Source organism: Niallia sp. M35 (assembly GCF_050971705.1).
Lineage (GTDB): Bacteria > Bacillota > Bacilli > Bacillales > Cytobacillaceae > Niallia > Niallia circulans_A.
Map to the genome: position 1 here is coordinate 1 of NZ_JBPCEP010000034.1, position 17,109 is coordinate 17,109.

15 protein-coding genes are annotated in these 17,109 nt (G+C 34.0%); 6 read left to right on the forward strand and 9 right to left on the reverse strand.

What is annotated here, in order from left to right; genetic code table 11:
- Positions 1–51: 51 nt before the first annotated feature.
- The 5 genes from NiCM35_RS26350 to NiCM35_RS26370 all read right to left on the reverse strand — a co-directional run bounded on the left by NiCM35_RS26350 (position 52) and on the right by NiCM35_RS26370 (position 4,817).
- Positions 52–825: a Cof-type HAD-IIB family hydrolase gene (locus NiCM35_RS26350; RefSeq protein ID WP_095328992.1), complete on the reverse strand. Its 774-nt coding sequence runs from the start codon at positions 823–825 to the stop codon at positions 52–54.
- Between the two features lie 16 nt (positions 826–841).
- Entirely contained in the window at positions 842–1,630 is a 789-nt protein-coding gene (locus NiCM35_RS26355) for an ABC transporter ATP-binding protein (protein WP_095328991.1), read from the reverse strand.
- A gap of 297 nt (positions 1,631–1,927) precedes the next feature.
- Entirely contained in the window at positions 1,928–2,194 is a 267-nt protein-coding gene (locus tag NiCM35_RS26360; RefSeq protein WP_433780897.1) for a phosphocarrier protein HPr, read from the reverse strand.
- Between the two features lie 145 nt (positions 2,195–2,339).
- Positions 2,340–3,071 carry a gamma-glutamyl-gamma-aminobutyrate hydrolase family protein gene (locus NiCM35_RS26365; protein ID WP_433780898.1) on the reverse strand — a complete coding sequence of 244 codons (732 nt, stop codon included), beginning with the start codon at positions 3,069–3,071 and terminating at the stop codon, positions 2,340–2,342.
- Positions 3,072–3,260: 189 nt separating this feature from the next.
- Complete coding sequence (locus tag NiCM35_RS26370) at positions 3,261–4,817, reverse strand: bifunctional metallophosphatase/5'-nucleotidase (RefSeq protein ID WP_095329002.1); 1,557 nt, start codon at positions 4,815–4,817, stop codon at positions 3,261–3,263.
- Between the two features lie 288 nt (positions 4,818–5,105).
- Between NiCM35_RS26370 and NiCM35_RS26375 the strand changes: the two genes are divergently transcribed.
- The 5 genes from NiCM35_RS26375 to NiCM35_RS26395 all read left to right on the forward strand — a co-directional run bounded on the left by NiCM35_RS26375 (position 5,106) and on the right by NiCM35_RS26395 (position 9,657).
- Positions 5,106–6,026: a phosphate/phosphite/phosphonate ABC transporter substrate-binding protein gene (locus NiCM35_RS26375; RefSeq protein WP_123257381.1), complete on the forward strand. Its 921-nt coding sequence runs from the start codon at positions 5,106–5,108 to the stop codon at positions 6,024–6,026.
- A gap of 154 nt (positions 6,027–6,180) precedes the next feature.
- Positions 6,181–6,951 (forward strand): phosphonate ABC transporter ATP-binding protein, encoded by a 771-nt coding sequence (gene phnC / locus NiCM35_RS26380; protein WP_095328988.1) that lies wholly within the window; start codon positions 6,181–6,183, stop codon positions 6,949–6,951.
- A complete protein-coding gene (gene phnE, locus NiCM35_RS26385) occupies positions 6,948–7,751 on the forward strand; it encodes a phosphonate ABC transporter, permease protein PhnE (RefSeq protein WP_095328987.1) in 804 nt (267 codons plus the stop codon). The genes phnC and phnE (NiCM35_RS26385) overlap by 4 nt, the downstream gene beginning before the upstream one ends.
- Positions 7,748–8,551, forward strand: a complete 804-nt coding sequence (gene phnE, locus NiCM35_RS26390) for a phosphonate ABC transporter, permease protein PhnE (RefSeq protein ID WP_095328986.1) — start codon at positions 7,748–7,750, stop codon at positions 8,549–8,551. The genes phnE (NiCM35_RS26385) and phnE (NiCM35_RS26390) overlap by 4 nt, the downstream gene beginning before the upstream one ends.
- Before the next feature lie 143 nt (positions 8,552–8,694).
- The gene (locus tag NiCM35_RS26395) at positions 8,695–9,657 is read left to right on the forward strand and encodes a D-2-hydroxyacid dehydrogenase (RefSeq protein ID WP_095328985.1); all 963 of its coding nucleotides are present in this window, start codon (positions 8,695–8,697) and stop codon (positions 9,655–9,657) included.
- 48 nt (positions 9,658–9,705) lie between these two features.
- Here the strand turns inward: NiCM35_RS26395 and NiCM35_RS26400 are convergent, their stop codons facing one another.
- The 3 genes from NiCM35_RS26400 to NiCM35_RS26410 form a co-directional block, all read right to left on the reverse strand.
- Entirely contained in the window at positions 9,706–10,554 is an 849-nt protein-coding gene (locus tag NiCM35_RS26400) for a metal ABC transporter permease (protein WP_095328984.1), read from the reverse strand.
- Positions 10,491–11,207: a metal ABC transporter ATP-binding protein gene (locus NiCM35_RS26405; RefSeq protein ID WP_047942923.1), complete on the reverse strand. Its 717-nt coding sequence runs from the start codon at positions 11,205–11,207 to the stop codon at positions 10,491–10,493. The genes NiCM35_RS26400 and NiCM35_RS26405 overlap by 64 nt, the downstream gene beginning before the upstream one ends.
- Before the next feature lie 654 nt (positions 11,208–11,861).
- Positions 11,862–13,148 (reverse strand): C40 family peptidase, encoded by a 1,287-nt coding sequence (locus NiCM35_RS26410; RefSeq protein ID WP_123257380.1) that lies wholly within the window; start codon positions 13,146–13,148, stop codon positions 11,862–11,864.
- A gap of 766 nt (positions 13,149–13,914) precedes the next feature.
- On the opposite strand from NiCM35_RS26410, the gene NiCM35_RS26415 reads away from it, so the two are divergent.
- Positions 13,915–15,039: an NAD(P)/FAD-dependent oxidoreductase gene (locus tag NiCM35_RS26415; protein ID WP_433780899.1), complete on the forward strand. Its 1,125-nt coding sequence runs from the start codon at positions 13,915–13,917 to the stop codon at positions 15,037–15,039.
- An 801-nt stretch (positions 15,040–15,840) separates the two neighbouring features.
- Here NiCM35_RS26415 and NiCM35_RS26420 read toward each other — a convergent pair.
- Positions 15,841–17,109: N-acetylglucosaminidase (locus tag NiCM35_RS26420; RefSeq protein ID WP_433780900.1), on the reverse strand; the 1,269-nt coding region annotated here is incomplete at its 5' end.

Below are 17,109 nucleotides of genomic sequence, written 5' to 3' on the forward strand. Positions count from 1 at the left end.
ATATTTGGCAGCTTCTTTATATATGTATCTTCTCTTTTTTCTGATCAAAAGTTAAAGGAGGCTTATTTTTTGTAATCCGTAAGCTAGTCCCCCATCATCTACATGCTTTGTAACAAATTTTGCATATGGCTTAATATCTTTATGGGCATTCCCCATAGCTATTCCCATTCCTACATACGAAAGCATTTCTTTATCATTTAATCCATCTCCAAATGCTACAGCTTCCTTTGGATCGATATTTAGTATGTTTAAAATTTGTGCAATCCCAGCTGCTTTTGACCCACCTGTTGGAATAACATCCATGGATAAAGGATGCCAACGAACAAAATGTATATTGGAAAACGCTTCTTCATATACCTTTTCTTCGCTTTCCTCACAAAAAAGCAAGCATTGATAGATATCAGCTTCCTTCCAAAAATCTTTTCGATAAGAAGGTGCCTTTAATTTTAATGATTGAAATGATTCAATAATATGTGCATGCTCCTTATGATTAGCGCAGCCTTCCTTGCTCCCTTGAAAAACGATTGGATGATTATTTTTTAAGGCAGTATTTTCTAGCATTTCTAGTATCTCCATTGGGATTGGTTTTTTATAAACTTCCTCTTTTTCATGGACAACATATGAGCCATTAAAAGAAATAAAAGACGATAAACCAAGCTCCTCTAAAATATGAGAAAAGAAATAAGGTGCTCTTCCAGTTGCTAAAACAATTGGGATATTCCGCTTCTTTAATTCCTTAATGGCTGCTTTCGCGTCACTAGGAATTTGTTTCTCTTCATTTACTAATGTACCATCAATATCAATAAATACAATTTTATATGCCAAAATTCTTTCTCCTTTATTATTTCTTTATTAATGAGCTACTTCTGGCTAATAGTGGTCTTTCATTATTCCAAATGACTTCTACCGGTAACGAAAAAAAGCTGCTCATGTTCTTGCTGGTTAATACTTCCTTTGTATATCCTGAGATAAATTCCTCTCCCTTTTTCAACAGAAAGGTATGGGAAAACACTGGTAATATTTCCTCAACATGATGTGTAACGTAAATGATGCTACTATTTTCAGATACCAAACTAGAAATGGTATCTAATAATTGTTCTCTTGCTAAAAAATCTAAGCCTGTAGCAGGTTCATCTAAAATAATTAGTTCGGGATTTACCATTAGCGCTCTTCCGATTAATACTCTTTGTCTCTCTCCTTGTGATAAACTACTATATGGTCTATCTGCATAATCCAAGCTACCTAGCTTCTCCATTATTTCAATTGCCCTGTTTCTAATTTCCGTTGTTGGTGACTCATATAATCCAATCGAAGCATATGCGCCGCTAAGTACAATTTCAAATGCGCTATCTGACGCATATAAATTTTGTTGTAGCCGGTTGGATACTAGTCCAATCTTTCGCCTTAGCGCTCCTCCTAACTCTGACTTCCCAAACTCTTTTCCTAATACTTCCATTTTCCCAACTGTCGGATGATAATACGCACAAATCATATTTAACAAAGCTGTCTTTCCGGCCCCATTTAGACCATACAGAATCCAATTTTCTCCTTTTTTAATCTCCCAATTAATATTTTTCAGTATCCACTGACCATTTCTTTTTAAGCCAACCTCTTCTATTTTAACAACCATACTAATCCCCCTATCTCCTCTACATTTTACTAAAAATTCATATAATTTGTACAGAATGAGGAATCAAAGAAATTTGTATTTTTCATTGCTCATATTACAAAGAAGAAAGATAATGAAAAAGACTTGACCCTTAATCAAAATAGATTTCATTCTGATTAAGGGTCAAATCTTTATGTGGTACATACATTAAATTAATAACCCCATATTCAGTTACCACCGAATGTGTAAACGCTTTAATTTGATGACAAAAAAATAACTGGAGATAGACCCTCATAAATGAGGGTCATAGGTAAAAAATTAACCAACTAATCCTTCTTTTTTAAGGACAGCTTCTACACCATCAACTGCTTCTACTTCATCTTCACCAGTTGCAGAAATAGTAATTTCTCCACCTTTAGGTACACCTAGTGACATTACGCCCATAATAGACTTTAAGTTCACAGATTTCCCGTTGAAAGAGATTTGCATATCTGATTTGAACTTGCTAGCAGTGCTAACTAATAATGTTGCTGGTCTTGCATGAATACCAGTTTCATCAATTACTGTAAATGTTTTTTCGCTCATTGTTATACCTCCAAAGAAAAAATTGTCTTACCCTACTATTTTAGCTGATTTTAGGACTTAATACTAACTTTTTTTTCATCTTTTTCAGTTTTAAGCTTTCTATTTGTGTAACTCTCGATATTTTTTCATTTATTAGACAAATTTTCTACCCCATTACCCTCTGCTTTTTTACACTTTTTATGAATTCTCTAAAAATCTGATTCATTTTATCATTAGTAGACGCCATTGATTCTGGATGCCATTGAATCCCTAGTAAAAAGTTAGGATAGCTCTTATGCTCAACAGCTTCTATTACACCATCGCTACTAGTGGCAACTATTTCTAAGCCTGCTGCTAAATCATCAATAGCTTGATGATGAAGGCTATTTACTCTTGTTTTTGTTTCGCCAATTATATTTGCTAACTTACTTTTTTCTTCAATAGAAATAAAATGGGTGTCTAAATTTCTATTCACAGATTGAGTATGTTTAATACTATCTTTTATTTGCGAAGGAATATCTTGTATTAATGTTCCTCCTAAAGCAACATTTAAAATTTGAATTCCTCTACAAATTGCAAGTATTGGTTTATTCGTTTCCATCGCCCTTTTAATTATTTGTATTTCCACTTTATCACGCAAAATAATGGTGTCCCCTATATTTTGATGTGGATCTTCTCCAAATAAACTCGGATCTACATCCTCTCCTCCACTCAAAATCACAGCATCACAAAGATCCACCATTTCTCTTGCCAGGTCCTCCTCTACAAACGGCAAGATAACTGGCAATCCTCCATTGACTGCAACGGATTTTTGATAATCATGATGCACATATGTGCCTTCCATAAATTTATTTTTAAATACGTATGCACCTGTTATCCCTATTACCGGTTTACTCAACGCTCTCCATCCCCTGACACTATTTAATTTTTTCAATATTAACAATATTAAAAAGGAAATAAAAGAGCTTGTCAATTAACTTTCTATAAATAAAAGCAGAAAAAACAGCTACATAACGATCATCGGTCTACCGTTTTAGCTGTTTTTATCGTTTATGTTATTGTTATAAGTGTAAATAGTATCTTCCTCTTACCAAATGACTTTCCAATTATGATTACAAGTCGCAGGTACGACCTTTCTCTCCATAATATAATTAGCTATTAATTCAGAAGCGTCAAATTGAATTTCACGGATAACAGGCTTATTTTTGAACATAAAGAAATCTCCACCGCCTCCTGCTCGATAATTATTCATTACTACTTCATATACACCTTCCTCGTCTATTGGCGCCCCCTCAAAATCTAACTGAACAACTCTCTGTCCAATTGGCTTAGTTAGATCGAGTGTGTATTCAATTCCTTCCCACATATCGTAGTTGTAGTGCTGGGGTTTAGGATAAACAAACGAAGGATTGACAATCGGCTCTCCCTCGTCATTTAAAGCAAAATATTTTGCACTTTGTTCGAGCGCACGACGAATATCCTTTCCAGTTAGAGCAAGCACTTTAAATGTATTAGGATAAATATAATTGGATACAATATCTCTCATTGTTACATTGGGCTTAAATCCCGGTGATTCGTTATTAAAAAGTGCAGTATTACTGATTTTCACTTGCGCTGCATCCATTTGTACTTTATTAATAAATTCGATAAGCGCGCTGTCCTTTAAGCGAATTTGCATCGGATCTGTTACTAACATTTCCCCATCAATATAGCCAATCGGCGTATCTAACCATTCCTGTGTCCATTCCTCATTTTCCTTTACTAATAATAGAATATCCTCATCAGCTTCTACTTCAGCAACAGATAATAGTTCAGAGCTTTTCTCGATTACTTCGCCTTTATCATCTAGTAATAATGTTATTTTTCCTACATACTTTCCATTATTGCTTGGTTGAATAATTTCTGTTCCATTGATATTACCGGTTAATTCTCTATGTTGATGCCCTGTTAAAAGTACATCTACCCCGTCAATTTGTTTACAAATGGTATATCCTTGATTCTCTCTAGTCAATACTTCGGATGGCTCACCAGTTTCAGGATCCCTTTCAAATCCTCCATGATAAGAGATAACAAGAACATCTGGCTGCTCTTCCTTCTTAATCAGCTCTACCCATTCTTTTGCACTGTCATATGCATCATTAAATTGCAGTCCTCTGATATTCTGAGGATTTTCCCAATTGGGAATGTAATGGGTTGTTATACCTAGAATAGCAATCTTAAAACCATTTATTCTCTTTATTACATAAGGAATTCCTAAAAATGGTGTTTTCGTTTTTACATCGACAATATTTGCAGACAACCAAGGGAAATTTGATTCCTTTACTGCGGATTTTAAAATATCTAAGCCATAATTAAATTCATGATTTCCAATAACAGCTGCATCATACTTTAATTCATTTAATATCGTTATCATTGGATTTTTTTTATCTGCTAAAAAATTCGCATAATGGTAGGTTAACGGCGTGCCCTGTATTAAATCACCATTATCAATTACAATGGTATGTACATTCTTTGCTCTTTCATTCCTTATTATAGAAGCAATTTTACCAAGACCAACATCTGCAGGGGCATTATTCCCATAATTCAATGGAAAAACATTTCCATGTACATCACTTGTTAATAATATAGTTACTTCTGTATTCAAGATTTCATCTCCAGTATCTAATTTCCAATTTTTACGAATAAAGTAGTATAATCGAAGCTGCGTTTTATTCCTCCATTAAGCAAGTTCATTATAACAAGTTCATTCTACCTTAACTACCTATAATTTCTTTTCTTTCTCCTCTAACTCTCTTTTTCTTAAACCTATTAAAAGTTTTTTAGTACTTCTTTACAATAAATTTGCAATTCTTAACATTATTCCCACTTTAATTATGACAAATCTATTATATATTTTTACAAGTAACACATTAATAACTTCGGAGGTCTAAAAATGTTAAAAAAATTTGCTACGCTCGGACTTTCCCTTGCTTTAACTGCAGGGATACTATCAGCTTGTGGATCGGAAGAAAAAACTACAAGCAATACAGATGGATATGACCCAAAGGAATTAACAGTACAATTCGTGCCATCTTCTAATGCAGATACTTTAGAAGCAAAAGCTAAACCGTTGGAAGGTTTACTATCTAAAGAGCTAGGGATACCTGTTAAAGTGAGTGTTTCTACTAACTATAACACGATTATCGAAGCAATGGATTCACAGAAAATTGATGTTGGTTTTTTACCTCCTACAGCATATGTCCTTGCCCATGATAAAGGTTCTGCTGATGTTATTCTGCAAGCACAACGCTTTGGAATTAACGACGATGGCAGTGAAAATGATGAATTAGTAGATTTTTATAAAAGCCTTTTTATTGTGAAGGCAGATTCTGATATTAAAACAGTAGCTGATTTAAAAGGGAAAAAAATCGCAACGCAAGATGTTACCTCATCTGCTGGTTATGTTTGGCCTGTTGGTAAACTAATGGAAAATGATATTAATGTTCCTGGAGATGTTGAAACAGTTACGGTCAAAGGACATGACCAAGCCGTTATTGCTCTATTAAATGGTGATGTTGATGCGGCTGTCATCTTCCAAGATGCTCGTAATATTGTGAAAGCAGATTACCCAACTGTTTTTGAAGATACAAAAGTACTTGAGTATACAGAAGATATTCCAAATGACACAATCTCTGTTCGCTCTGATATGAGTGATAAATGGAGAAAGAAACTTCAAGAAGCTTTCATTGCAATAGGAAAAAGTGAGGAAGGACATCAAATCATTCGAGATATCTATACACATGAAGGATATGTCGTATCAGATGATAGTAAATTTGATATCGTCCGTGAATATAACGAAAAAGTAGCAGAATAATATTTTTTGCCAACCATTTAAATTTTAAATGGTTGACTTTTTTCTAGTAAGTGTCGGATTATTATATCTTTATTCCGACTTTTACTAGAAAAAAGAAGTCTCTCTATATAAATCTGATTTCTTTTTCAATTTTTATTAGAAAGTTGGTAAAAAATTGATAGAGTTTAAAAAAGTAACTAAAATTTATCCAAATGGAACTAAAGGATTAAATGACATTAATATTACGATTAACAAAGGAGAATTTGTTGTCATTGTTGGTCTTTCTGGCGCAGGAAAATCTACTTTCCTCCGCTCCATTAACCGGCTTCATGAAATAAGCGCAGGAAATATTGTCATTAATGGTCAATCTATTACCGCAGCGAAGGGTTCTGAATTAAGAAAAATACGTAGAAATATCGGAATGATTTTTCAAAATTTTAATCTTATCAAGCGTTCAACTGTTCTTCGCAATGTACTATCCGGCCGGGTTGGTTATCACGGTACCTTAAGAACTATTCTAGGCTTTTTCCCGAAACAGGATATAGATCTTTGTCTTCTGGCATTAGATCGAGTCAATATATTGGAAAAGGTATATTCGCGTGCAGATGAACTCTCTGGAGGCCAGCAGCAGCGTGTTTCAATTGCACGCGCATTAGCACAAGAAGCAGAAATCATCTTAGCAGACGAGCCAGTAGCTTCTCTTGATCCTTTAACTACTAAACAAGTTATGGATGATTTGAAACGAATTAATGTAGAAGATGGTATTACAACCATCGTCAATTTGCACTTCATTGACCTTGCTCGGCAATATGCGACACGAATTATTGGTCTTCGTGCAGGTGAGGTAGTATTTGACGGCCCCGTAGAAGAGGCGACCGATGAAGTGTTTAAAATAATATATGGACGTGAAATAAAAAAAGATGAATTACTAGGGGAATCGATATGAATGAGAAAGCAATAAAACAACCCTTATTAAATAGGCCCACTCCTCCAGCGAAAAACAAATTGATACTAACCATCTTGCTTCTTCTTGTTTTATTATGGTGGAGCGCTTATAAAACAGATGCGAGCCTTACCGAATTAATTCAAGGCTTTCCCAATATATTTGATGTACTCTTACAAATGGTTCCACCAGATTGGAAATATTTCCAAAAAATTATGGAACCATTATTAGTGACAATACGAATGGCCGTAATCGGAACTACTTTTGGCGCTATAATAGCCATTCCTCTTGCTATTTTTTGCGCTAGTAATATTGTACGCTCCGCATTTATTTTTTATCCATTTCGAATGATCTTAAATTTGATTAGAACTATTCCGGACCTATTACTTGCTTCCATCTTTGTTGCTATATTCGGGATTGGATCATTGCCAGGAATTATCGCACTAATTATTTTCTCTATTGGGTTGATCGCAAAGCTTTTATATGAAGCGATTGAATCTATTGATTCTGGCCCCCTAGAAGGAATGACTGCTGTAGGTGCTAACAAAATACAATGGATTTTTTTTGGTATTGTTCCTCAGGTTACTGCTTCTTTTACTTCCTATGTATTATATACATTTGAGGTAAATGTACGTGCAGCAGCAATACTAGGATTAGTTGGTGCCGGTGGAATTGGTGAATATTATGATCGCACACTTAATTTTTTACAATATGATAGAGCTTCTTCTATTATCATTCTTACTTTACTAGTTGTTTTAATTATCGATTATTGTAGTACAAAACTACGGGAGAAACTGTTATGAGTGAAACAATAAAAACAATCACAAAGCCAAAAAAGAAATCTTTTAGAAATATTACCCTATTCGTCTTGTTAATCCTTATATATATATGGGCTTTTTCTGATATACCGGTTACTTCCATTAAGGATAGTTCAGCACAGATTTCTCAGGCCATCTTCACAGGCATTTTTCATCCAGATTGGGAATATGTATATTTGCCAGATGGCGAGGATTTATTACGTGGTCTGCTTGATACATTAGCAATTGCCATATTAGGTACCTTTATATCAGCATTTCTTTGTATTCCCTTTGCATTCTGGGCTGCTAATAATATGAGCAAAGGAAAAACAATCGCGAGCACAGGGAAGTTTGTATTAAGTTTCGTACGGACATTTCCTGAAATTATCATGGCTATTTTATTTATTAAAGCAGTTGGTCCTGGATCATTTGCTGGAATACTAGCATTAGGGCTACATTCCATAGGGATGTTAGGAAAATTATTTTCAGAAGAAATTGAAAATCTAGATATGGGACCAACAGAGAGCTTGCTAGCAGCCGGTGGTACAAGATTGCAAGTCTTATGGTTTGCAGTATTGCCGCAGGTTTTACCTGGTTTTTTATCCTATACCTTATATCGATTTGAGATAAATATTCGTTCTGCTGCCATTTTAGGTGTTATCGGTGCAGGAGGGATTGGAACACCACTTATTTTCGCACTCAGTACAAGAGATTGGGATCGAGTTGGTATCATCCTATTAGGGATTATTGTCATGGTAACCATAATTGATATAATAAGTGGATTTCTAAGAAGAAAGATTGCCTAGAAGAAAAAAGTATATTTTAAATAAACACACATCAGCTTTCTTTGATGTGTGTTTATTGTAGAAAATAACAAAATAGTACAAATTATCAATATATTTGTTACAATAGAATAATAAATTTTAAAAATAAAGGAGTGTTCTCCAAAATGAAAAAAAGAAAATTATTACTTACCCATTCTCTCCATTCTTCCCTTCTGAAAAAGATACAGTCCACATTTTCTGAATGGGAAATCATTCAAGCATTAAAACAAGATGATTGGCAAAAGCATTTGATTGATTCTGAAATCATTCTTGGTTGGAGAAGTAGTTTTGATTTAAAAACTATTATGGACAACGACCAGCTCAAATGGATTCAAACTTGGAGTGCAGGTGTGAATTCCCTTCCTTTAGAGCAGTTAAGAAAAAAGAATATCGTTATTACAAGTGCAAATGGCGTACATGGCTACCCTATTTCAGAAACAATTTTTGCGCTCCTACTTGGTCTAACAAGAAATATTCATACATATGTACGAAATCAGCTTAAAAGAAAATGGGATGGAACCGACATTAAATTAGAAGCACACAAAAAAACGATCGGTATTATCGGTTTAGGAGCAATTGGGCTAGAAACAGCTAAAATTGCCAAGGCATTTGATATGCATGTTATCGGCGTAAGAAATTCACGTAAGCCAACCGATTATGTAGATGCGTTATATACATCTGAAGAGCTAAACGAAGTCCTTCCTCTCTGTGATTATGTAGTAGTCACACTGCCGTTAACAGACGATACATATCAACTATTCCAAAAAGAGCAATTTCAACACATGAAAAACTCTGCCTTTTTTATTAACATTGGACGTGGAGAAATAGTCAAAGAGGATGATTTGGTCATCGCTTTAAAAAACGGAGAAATTTTAGGTGCGGGCTTAGATGTTTTTGAAAATGAACCATTGCAGCAGACAAGTCCACTATGGGATTTGGAAAATGTTATTATAACTCCCCACACTTCGGGCTCTACAGAACATTACAATAGCAGAGTAATAGAAGACATTTTCCTCCTTAATGCAAAGCATTATTTAAAAGAAAAAGATCTAGCAATTAATGTTGTGGATTACCAAAAAGGTTATTAATCCTAAATATAAAAAGAGGAGTTCGCTTAAAAAGCACTCCTCTTTTTATCATCCAACCTTTTTATAATTCTTCTGACTTGTCGCACGGCGAACCATCATATAAATCCTTTGACTTAAAAAGCCTACTAGCAAAATAACTACTAATAATAGAGTAATGGTTGCACCAGGAGGCGTTCCTAAATGATAAGATGAAAACAATCCAGTAAAGATACTAACAGCCGCTACTAAAATAGCCACGAAAAATACCCATTTAAAGCCTTTTACTAATTTGATGGAAAAGGCAGATGGTAATACTAACAAAGCAGAAACCAATAGCACGCCGATTGTTGGGATAATTACTGAAATAGCGATACCAGTTAAAATACTAAATGCTATGGATAACATATTGGTATTAATGCCGCTAGTTGTTGCCGTATCTTGATCAAAAGTCATAATATACATCTGTCGCGTAAAGAAAACAAAAAATAGAAGAATAATTCCAGTAACAATTGCTAATATATTTACTTGCTGTTTGCTAATCGTAATAATACTTCCGAATAAATACTGATCCATGCTTGTCGTCATTCCGCCACTAGATAAACTCATGAGAAATAAAGCGAACGATAATCCAGCAGCCATTAGAATGGCAATCGATACTTCTGAATAAGTATGGTATGCTCGTCGCATATATTCAATTCCAATTGCTCCAGCCATTACAACGAGGAGACTAGAAATTGTTACATTCGTTTGAAAGAAAAAACCAATTGCCACACCTGCTAATGATATATGTGACAATGTATCTGCCATCAATGCTTGTCTCCGCAGGACTAAATAAATTCCAATGATTGGTGCAATTATTGCAATGAGCCCACCTGCCCAAAATGCTCTTTGCATGAATTCAAGCTCAAACATCTCCATCCACCTTTTTCTCCTTTCTCAATATGAATAATTTTATCTAAATAATCTTCTACTTCATCTTGATCATGTGTTACCATAACAACTGTTCTATTATGCTCATTTACTTGATGTTTCATAAATTCATAAAAGCCTTTCCTGCTATCTGCATCCATTCCTGTAGTCGGTTCATCTAAAACCAGCAAATCAGGTTCAGACGCTAGAATACGTGCAATTACAATCTTTTGCTTTTGTCCTCCTGATAACTCCCCAATTTTCTTATTTCGATAATCCCACATTCCAACCATTTCTAATGATTTCTTGACTGCTTCATGATCTACTTCCTTTAATCTTTCATACCATTTCTTACGTTGATATCTGCCTGATCGAACAAGTTCTATTACAGTACTTGGGAAGCCAACATTAAAAGAAGAAATTTGTTGAGGAACATAACCTACTGTTAATTTTTTTCCACTCGCATTTAACTTACTTATATTCACTTCTCCTGACCATGGCTTTAGTAGACCCAATAATAACTTTAATAAGGTAGATTTACTTGCGCCATTAGGTCCTGTAATCCCAACAAACTCCCCATATTCTAATTCAAATGATACATCCTCAAGAGCAGGAACATGTTCATAACCAAATGTAATTTTTGATACTGTCGCTAGTTTCATATAGTAATTACTCCTCTCCATTTGTTTATTTATAATCTTCCTTATCCATAACGCCTCTATAATCGTTTCTCTTTAAATTCTGTTTTAAATAAAGATAGGTTAGTTTTTTTGAAATATTTTTATCAAAGCACTTATTTGTTATTTTTTCATTTATCTAGCTTTAATAACTTTTGCGATTTGTGGCAATCTATTCTTGATTTATTGATATAATTCATTCTCGGAATGTTTCATGCAAAAACAGTCATTTCGTACTCATTACGATTTAAAGGCCAAAAATATTTGTTCAAATAGAAAAAATTATAATTTAAACACTAGATAAACAGTTTTCATTTCTTTCCTTCTATAATACATGACACTTAATAATAGACTTTTCCTTGTTGAGTGTCAATATAAATCCAAACGATTCCGATTAAAAATTTTATAATAAAATTGTTTATTGGTCAAGAATTACTTCTTATATACCCGATTTCCCCCATTATTATAAGGATTCCAATGATTAATCAGCCTTATTATTATTCTGCTAATATTCATAATAAAATTATGATATGATGCATAAATTTTAAATACTGGGGTATATATTAAATATAATGAATCAGAATAAAAAGCATTACTTGATGAAATTTCATCAAGTAATGCTTTATAAAAACTAAAATATTAGAATCGAACAACTCTTCCATTAAATACAGTTTTCCAATATCCACTGTCCATAGATGCTATTGCAACACCAGTAGAGCTTTGAGAACCGATGAACTTGCCTCCACCAATGTAGATTCCAACATGACCATCCGTTTTATATGTGTTAAAGAATACTAGATCGCCTGGCTGCATATCACTTGTAGATACGCGAGTTCCAGCGTTTTTCAAAGCATCTGTACTTGCAGGAATACTATATCCAGCCTGTGAATAAGCCCAGCTAACAAAACCAGAGCAATCAAATAATCCGTTTGCTACATCAGATGCTGTTCTTCCTCCACCAAATTTATAAGTAGAATTACCAATATATTTATATCCTGCTGTAATAGCTTTTGATTTACTACCACTTGCTTTTACTGTTTTCTTTGAGCCTGATGTAGTTTTGTCAGAACTTGTTTTAGATTTATTAGAACTTGCGGAAGAAGAATTATTAGAACTTCCATTATCACTAGTTCCAACTGTTGTAGCAACTAATTGATTTAAGTTTTCTTGTTCTTTTTGTTGGATCATCTTTTTAATTTGTGGTTCTACAGATTGTAATGAACCATACTTTTCTTCCAATTTAGCTTTACGTTCTTTATTGTCTGCTTCTTTTGCTTTTAAATCATTTTTTGCTTGCTCATTTTTCTTTTGTTTATCTTGATTTTGCTTTTGCATTTCTTCAAGATCTAATTTTGTATTTTTCAATTCATCATACTTTTCTTTTACTTCGTTTTGCTTCGTTTCTAAATCTTTTTTATCCGCTTCATTGCTTGCGATTAAATCTTGATCTGCTTCCATGATTGTAGCTACAGCACCTACACGGTCAACAAACTCCTTAAAGCTAGCTGCACCGAATAAGACTTCAATATAATCAACGTTTCCTCCATTTTCTTGGAAGGTACGTGCTCTTTCTTTTAATACATCATTTCTTTTTTCAATTCTATCTTCTAATTCTTTTATCTTTTTCTCAAGGGTTGCAATTTCTTTTTCTGTTGTTTCCATCTTTGTTTTTGTTTCTTCAATAAGTGCTTTATTTTCCTCGATTGCCTTATCCACTCTTTTAATTTGTGCTTCTAGTTTCTTTAATTCTTCTTGCGTTTCTACAATCTTAATTTGAGCGTCTGAAATTTGGCCTTGTAAAGATTCCTTTTGTTGAACAATGCTAGGTGATTGATTCGCATGAGCATTTATTCCTGGTACAGCTAGGCTAGTCCCTAACCCAAGTAATATCGTTGTATTTAGTACCACTAGTTTCTTTTTTAACATTTCCATTTTCCCCCTGCACTTATCTAATGTAGAATTCTTATAATCTAATTGTCTATGTATTGTCTATATGTTTATGGTTGTAATTGGTAGAGAGACTCTTTTAATATAGTATTCTCTCTTCTATAAATCAAACGATAATCCCGCTTTCGACGAAAGTTCTTTATATAAAACATCTTTCGCCACAAATAGAAGTATAACATCATAATTTGTCATTTAAGTAATAGGAATATTACAATTGTGTTTCAAATGTCTTTTTTCTATCTTTGTTCACATTTTTTCCAAACTTTTTCCCTATACACTTCCATTAAATCCCTATTAAAATGCAGATTTAATAATTAACATATTGTACTAAGTCGTTCTTAATAGTAGTATTTTGTCGCATGATATCGACATTTTCTAACGTTTCTCGCCCTACTCTCCATTTCCAAAACACTAGACAACACATTACCAGACTACAGACTTATTATCTTTTTAGTTTAAATAATACATCTAACTGTATGGAACAACCGCCTCAAAAGGATGAATTCAAACTATATTTGCACTATGTTATATTAGTAATAGCTGTTTATTTTAGCTGCGGTTCTACAGAAATATTGCACTCTTTTAAACTGACATTATTTTGTCTTAAATCAGGATTTAATCTATCCAATTTTTACTTTTGATGAAATTGTAAATAGAAAAGTATCTGTCTAATCCAACTTGTGTTTAAAACAGAAAATCATTTGAAATCAGCTTGAAACTAACTAAAAAAGGAATTGATAATTATATGAAAAGAATAGTGGTCGTGGGCGGCGGAATACTTGGCGCTGCTACTGCTTTTGAATTAGCAAAGCGCGGGGCTGAAGTTATTGTCATCGATAGGGAAGATCGTGGACAAGCTACAAAAGCAGCTGCCGGAATTATTTGCCCTTGGAATTCCCAACGTAGAAACAAAAAATGGTATCTATTAGCTAGAGAAGGGGCAAAATATTATCCCACTCTTGTAAATGACTTACAAAACTATCATCAGCTAAATACAGGCTATAAAAAAGTTGGTGCGCTTAGTCTGCATTCAGACATTACTAAATTGGAAGCTATGAAAGAAAGAACGTTAAAACGAAAAATAGATGCACCAGAAATTGGAGATATTGACATTCTTTCATCTTCAGAAGCTCAGTCTCTATTCCCTTTATTAGCTTCTGGATATGGGGCATTGCATATAAGTGGTGCAGCAAGAGTAAATGGCTGGTCATTACGAAACGCCCTCATGGAGGCAAGCAAACAATTAGGAGCAAGGTTTATCCATTCATCTTGTACCCTGTTGAAAGAGGGGCATGCAATTAAAGGGGTTACCCTTCGTGACAACACATCTATTTATGCAGATGAAGTAGTTATCGCTGCTGGTGTTTGGGCAAATGAATTGCTTGAGCCACTAAACTTAGCTTTTGACGTAAAAGCACAAAAGGGACAAATACTTCATATCCAATTAAAGGACATTCAATGTTCCAACTGGCCTGTAGTGATGCCACCACATGACCAATACTTATTAACTTTAGAAAATAATACGATTGTAATTGGGGCAACACATGAAAATACAACCGAATTATCTCCCGATGTTACAATTGAAGGAATAAAAGAAATAATTGATAAAGCTCTACTGTTTGCACCAGGCATATCAGAAGGCATATGGAGTGAAGTAAAAGTAGGTTTCCGCCCATTCACAAACGATTTCCTTCCAGTATTCGGAAAAGTAAACCATTATGAAGGGTTAACCCTTGCTAACGGCTTAGGTGCATCTGGCCTGACAATGGGACCATTTATTGGGCAACAGCTTGCTAAATTTCTTCTTCATTCTGAATCAGATATCGACTTTTCTCCCTATTCTATCGATAGTTCTATTCAAGAGCGATAAAATCAGGAATGTGTATAATATACATTCGCATTATTGTATTTCATTATCAAGCCTCAAACATGAAAACACTTAACGTTTTTCTGTATTACTAACGTTAAGTGTTTCTTTTATTGGGTATATTCTCTCATCTTTTTATTTACCTTACTAATCATAAATTCCCTAACTCACTTTCATACACTGCTTATTAAATACTATAGATCCATCTATTTCCCCATTTCGAATCCCAAATTCTTCATAAAAAGGAGTAAAACACGCCTTCATATTGGAAACTCACGAGAATAGATAGTAGTTTCTACATATGGTTCTTCAACCATAATCGTATTAAAATTGTTCTGTATTACGTTCACTTTCATTCTATGTAACGTTCATCTTCTTCTATTACTGAGAAGAAATGATAGATTACAGAAGGAAAACTTTAGTTTGTGTTTTTATCCTATTACTTGTTAGAAAAGAAAACAAATAAATACTTCTTCTTTCAGTTATTTTGAAGCGAGGAATTTTTAAAATGGATAGAATTATAACGGTTACTTAGGGGAATGGGTAAGTTAGGAAAGTAACAATTGCTGCAAAAAGATTATCGAATCAATTATTTTCAAAAAGACAGTTCTTATAATTATATTTAATCCCTGAAAGTAATAAAGTTGCGGAATGGTATAAATGCATCTGGGTAGTGTTTGGAAAGATTACAAACACTCTTTCCAAACACCATTAACCAGACTAATGATTTACCTTCTAATGTTTACAAATGGAAAATAATATAGTTATCTATTTCCATTTGTAAAACAATGAAACCGTTTATTTTTACTTTGTATTTACTTTATAAGTTGGAATCTCATAGTTTAATGTATAGGAACTTAACAGATTATATAAGTTATAAATTTGGCCCACTTGTTTAGTAGCCCAGCCTATATCGGAAGCATATTGATGCGTTGCATTTCCAGTTTTCTCAGCTGCATCAGGATTCCATCTCATTTTATATAAAGTATCTTGTCCAGCATTAACATAACCTTGGGCAATAAATTTGGCACCACCTATAATGGCTGCCTCTGGCGTAAACCATCCTGCATTATAAGCATATTGTGCACCGCTTGAAATGGCAGATCCATCATAGGCACCAATACCATACATGTTATACACAGTTTTACCGTTAACCTTGACACCATTTGCTAAAGTGGACGTTCCATTTCCAGTCTCTAAAAGTGCATGTGATATCAAGTAAATTTCATTAATTCCATAAGCATTAGCAGCAGTTACAAAGGCAGAAGCTTTTCCAGCTAAAATTCCTTTTCCAGCTAAAATCTTACTATCTACTTCTTTATCATCTACGTTTGCTTTTGCAGATAATTTTAGAAATTGCAGTGATTGTGTATCACTATTAATAAAATTGTCTGGATTAAGGTAGTAAGCAGTGTCTTCCTTACTAGCAGTAACCCATGATTGTGAATAATTCACTTTATACCAGTAGTAACCATCTGTTCCTTTGATTTTAGAAGTAATCGTTAATACTTGGCCACTAGTCAAGGTACTGACAACAGAATAATCGGTTCCAGCACCTCCGCGTAATCTCCAGCCATTTCCGATTACAGTACCCTTTGTTGAATCTGCTGTTTTAAAAGCAATCGCATCTTCTCTTATATATGTGTCATATTTTTTATCTGTTTGTGGATTCACACTTAATTGAATATTTGTCATTTCTTCTAGTGTGAGATTATAATTCACATAATTTTTATTAATCGTTGCATTAGCTGATCCATTGCCTTTGGTAGATAGATATTCTGTGCTGACATAGCCTTCTAAATTATTAACTTTTACTTTAGACCAACCATTTCCCTCCGCTTGTACAATAACCACGGTACCTGCTGGGAGCTTACTAAGAATCTTCCCACTTGTTGATGGTGTGGATCGCAAATTCAAACTAGAACCTGCTTGAACATTTACAATTTTTTCGATTCCAGTTGGTGTTTTTTCTGGCTGTTTCGCTTCGTTCTTGTCTGTTCCTTTATCTGGAGTAGATATACTTGTTAAGTATTCGCTGCTTACATAGCCTTCTACTTTACTCGTTTTAATTTT

What these genes read in the sequence shown, in the direction of transcription:
- NiCM35_RS26355 (WP_095328991.1), bottom strand. Translation starts at nt 1,630, where the DNA reads ATGGTTGTTAAAATAGAAGAGGTTGGCTTAAAAAGAAATGGTCAGTGG.
- NiCM35_RS26360 (WP_433780897.1), bottom strand. Translation starts at nt 2,194, where the DNA reads ATGAGCGAAAAAACATTTACAGTAATTGATGAAACTGGTATTCATGCA.
- NiCM35_RS26375 (WP_123257381.1), top strand. Translation starts at nt 5,106, where the DNA reads ATGTTAAAAAAATTTGCTACGCTCGGACTTTCCCTTGCTTTAACTGCA.
- phnE (WP_095328987.1), top strand. Translation starts at nt 6,948, where the DNA reads ATGAATGAGAAAGCAATAAAACAACCCTTATTAAATAGGCCCACTCCT.
- phnE (WP_095328986.1), top strand. Translation starts at nt 7,748, where the DNA reads ATGAGTGAAACAATAAAAACAATCACAAAGCCAAAAAAGAAATCTTTT.
- NiCM35_RS26395 (WP_095328985.1), top strand. Translation starts at nt 8,695, where the DNA reads ATGAAAAAAAGAAAATTATTACTTACCCATTCTCTCCATTCTTCCCTT.
- NiCM35_RS26400 (WP_095328984.1), bottom strand. Translation starts at nt 10,554, where the DNA reads ATGGAGATGTTTGAGCTTGAATTCATGCAAAGAGCATTTTGGGCAGGT.
- NiCM35_RS26405 (WP_047942923.1), bottom strand. Translation starts at nt 11,207, where the DNA reads ATGAAACTAGCGACAGTATCAAAAATTACATTTGGTTATGAACATGTT.
- NiCM35_RS26410 (WP_123257380.1), bottom strand. Translation starts at nt 13,148, where the DNA reads ATGTTAAAAAAGAAACTAGTGGTACTAAATACAACGATATTACTTGGG.
- NiCM35_RS26415 (WP_433780899.1), top strand. Translation starts at nt 13,915, where the DNA reads ATGAAAAGAATAGTGGTCGTGGGCGGCGGAATACTTGGCGCTGCTACT.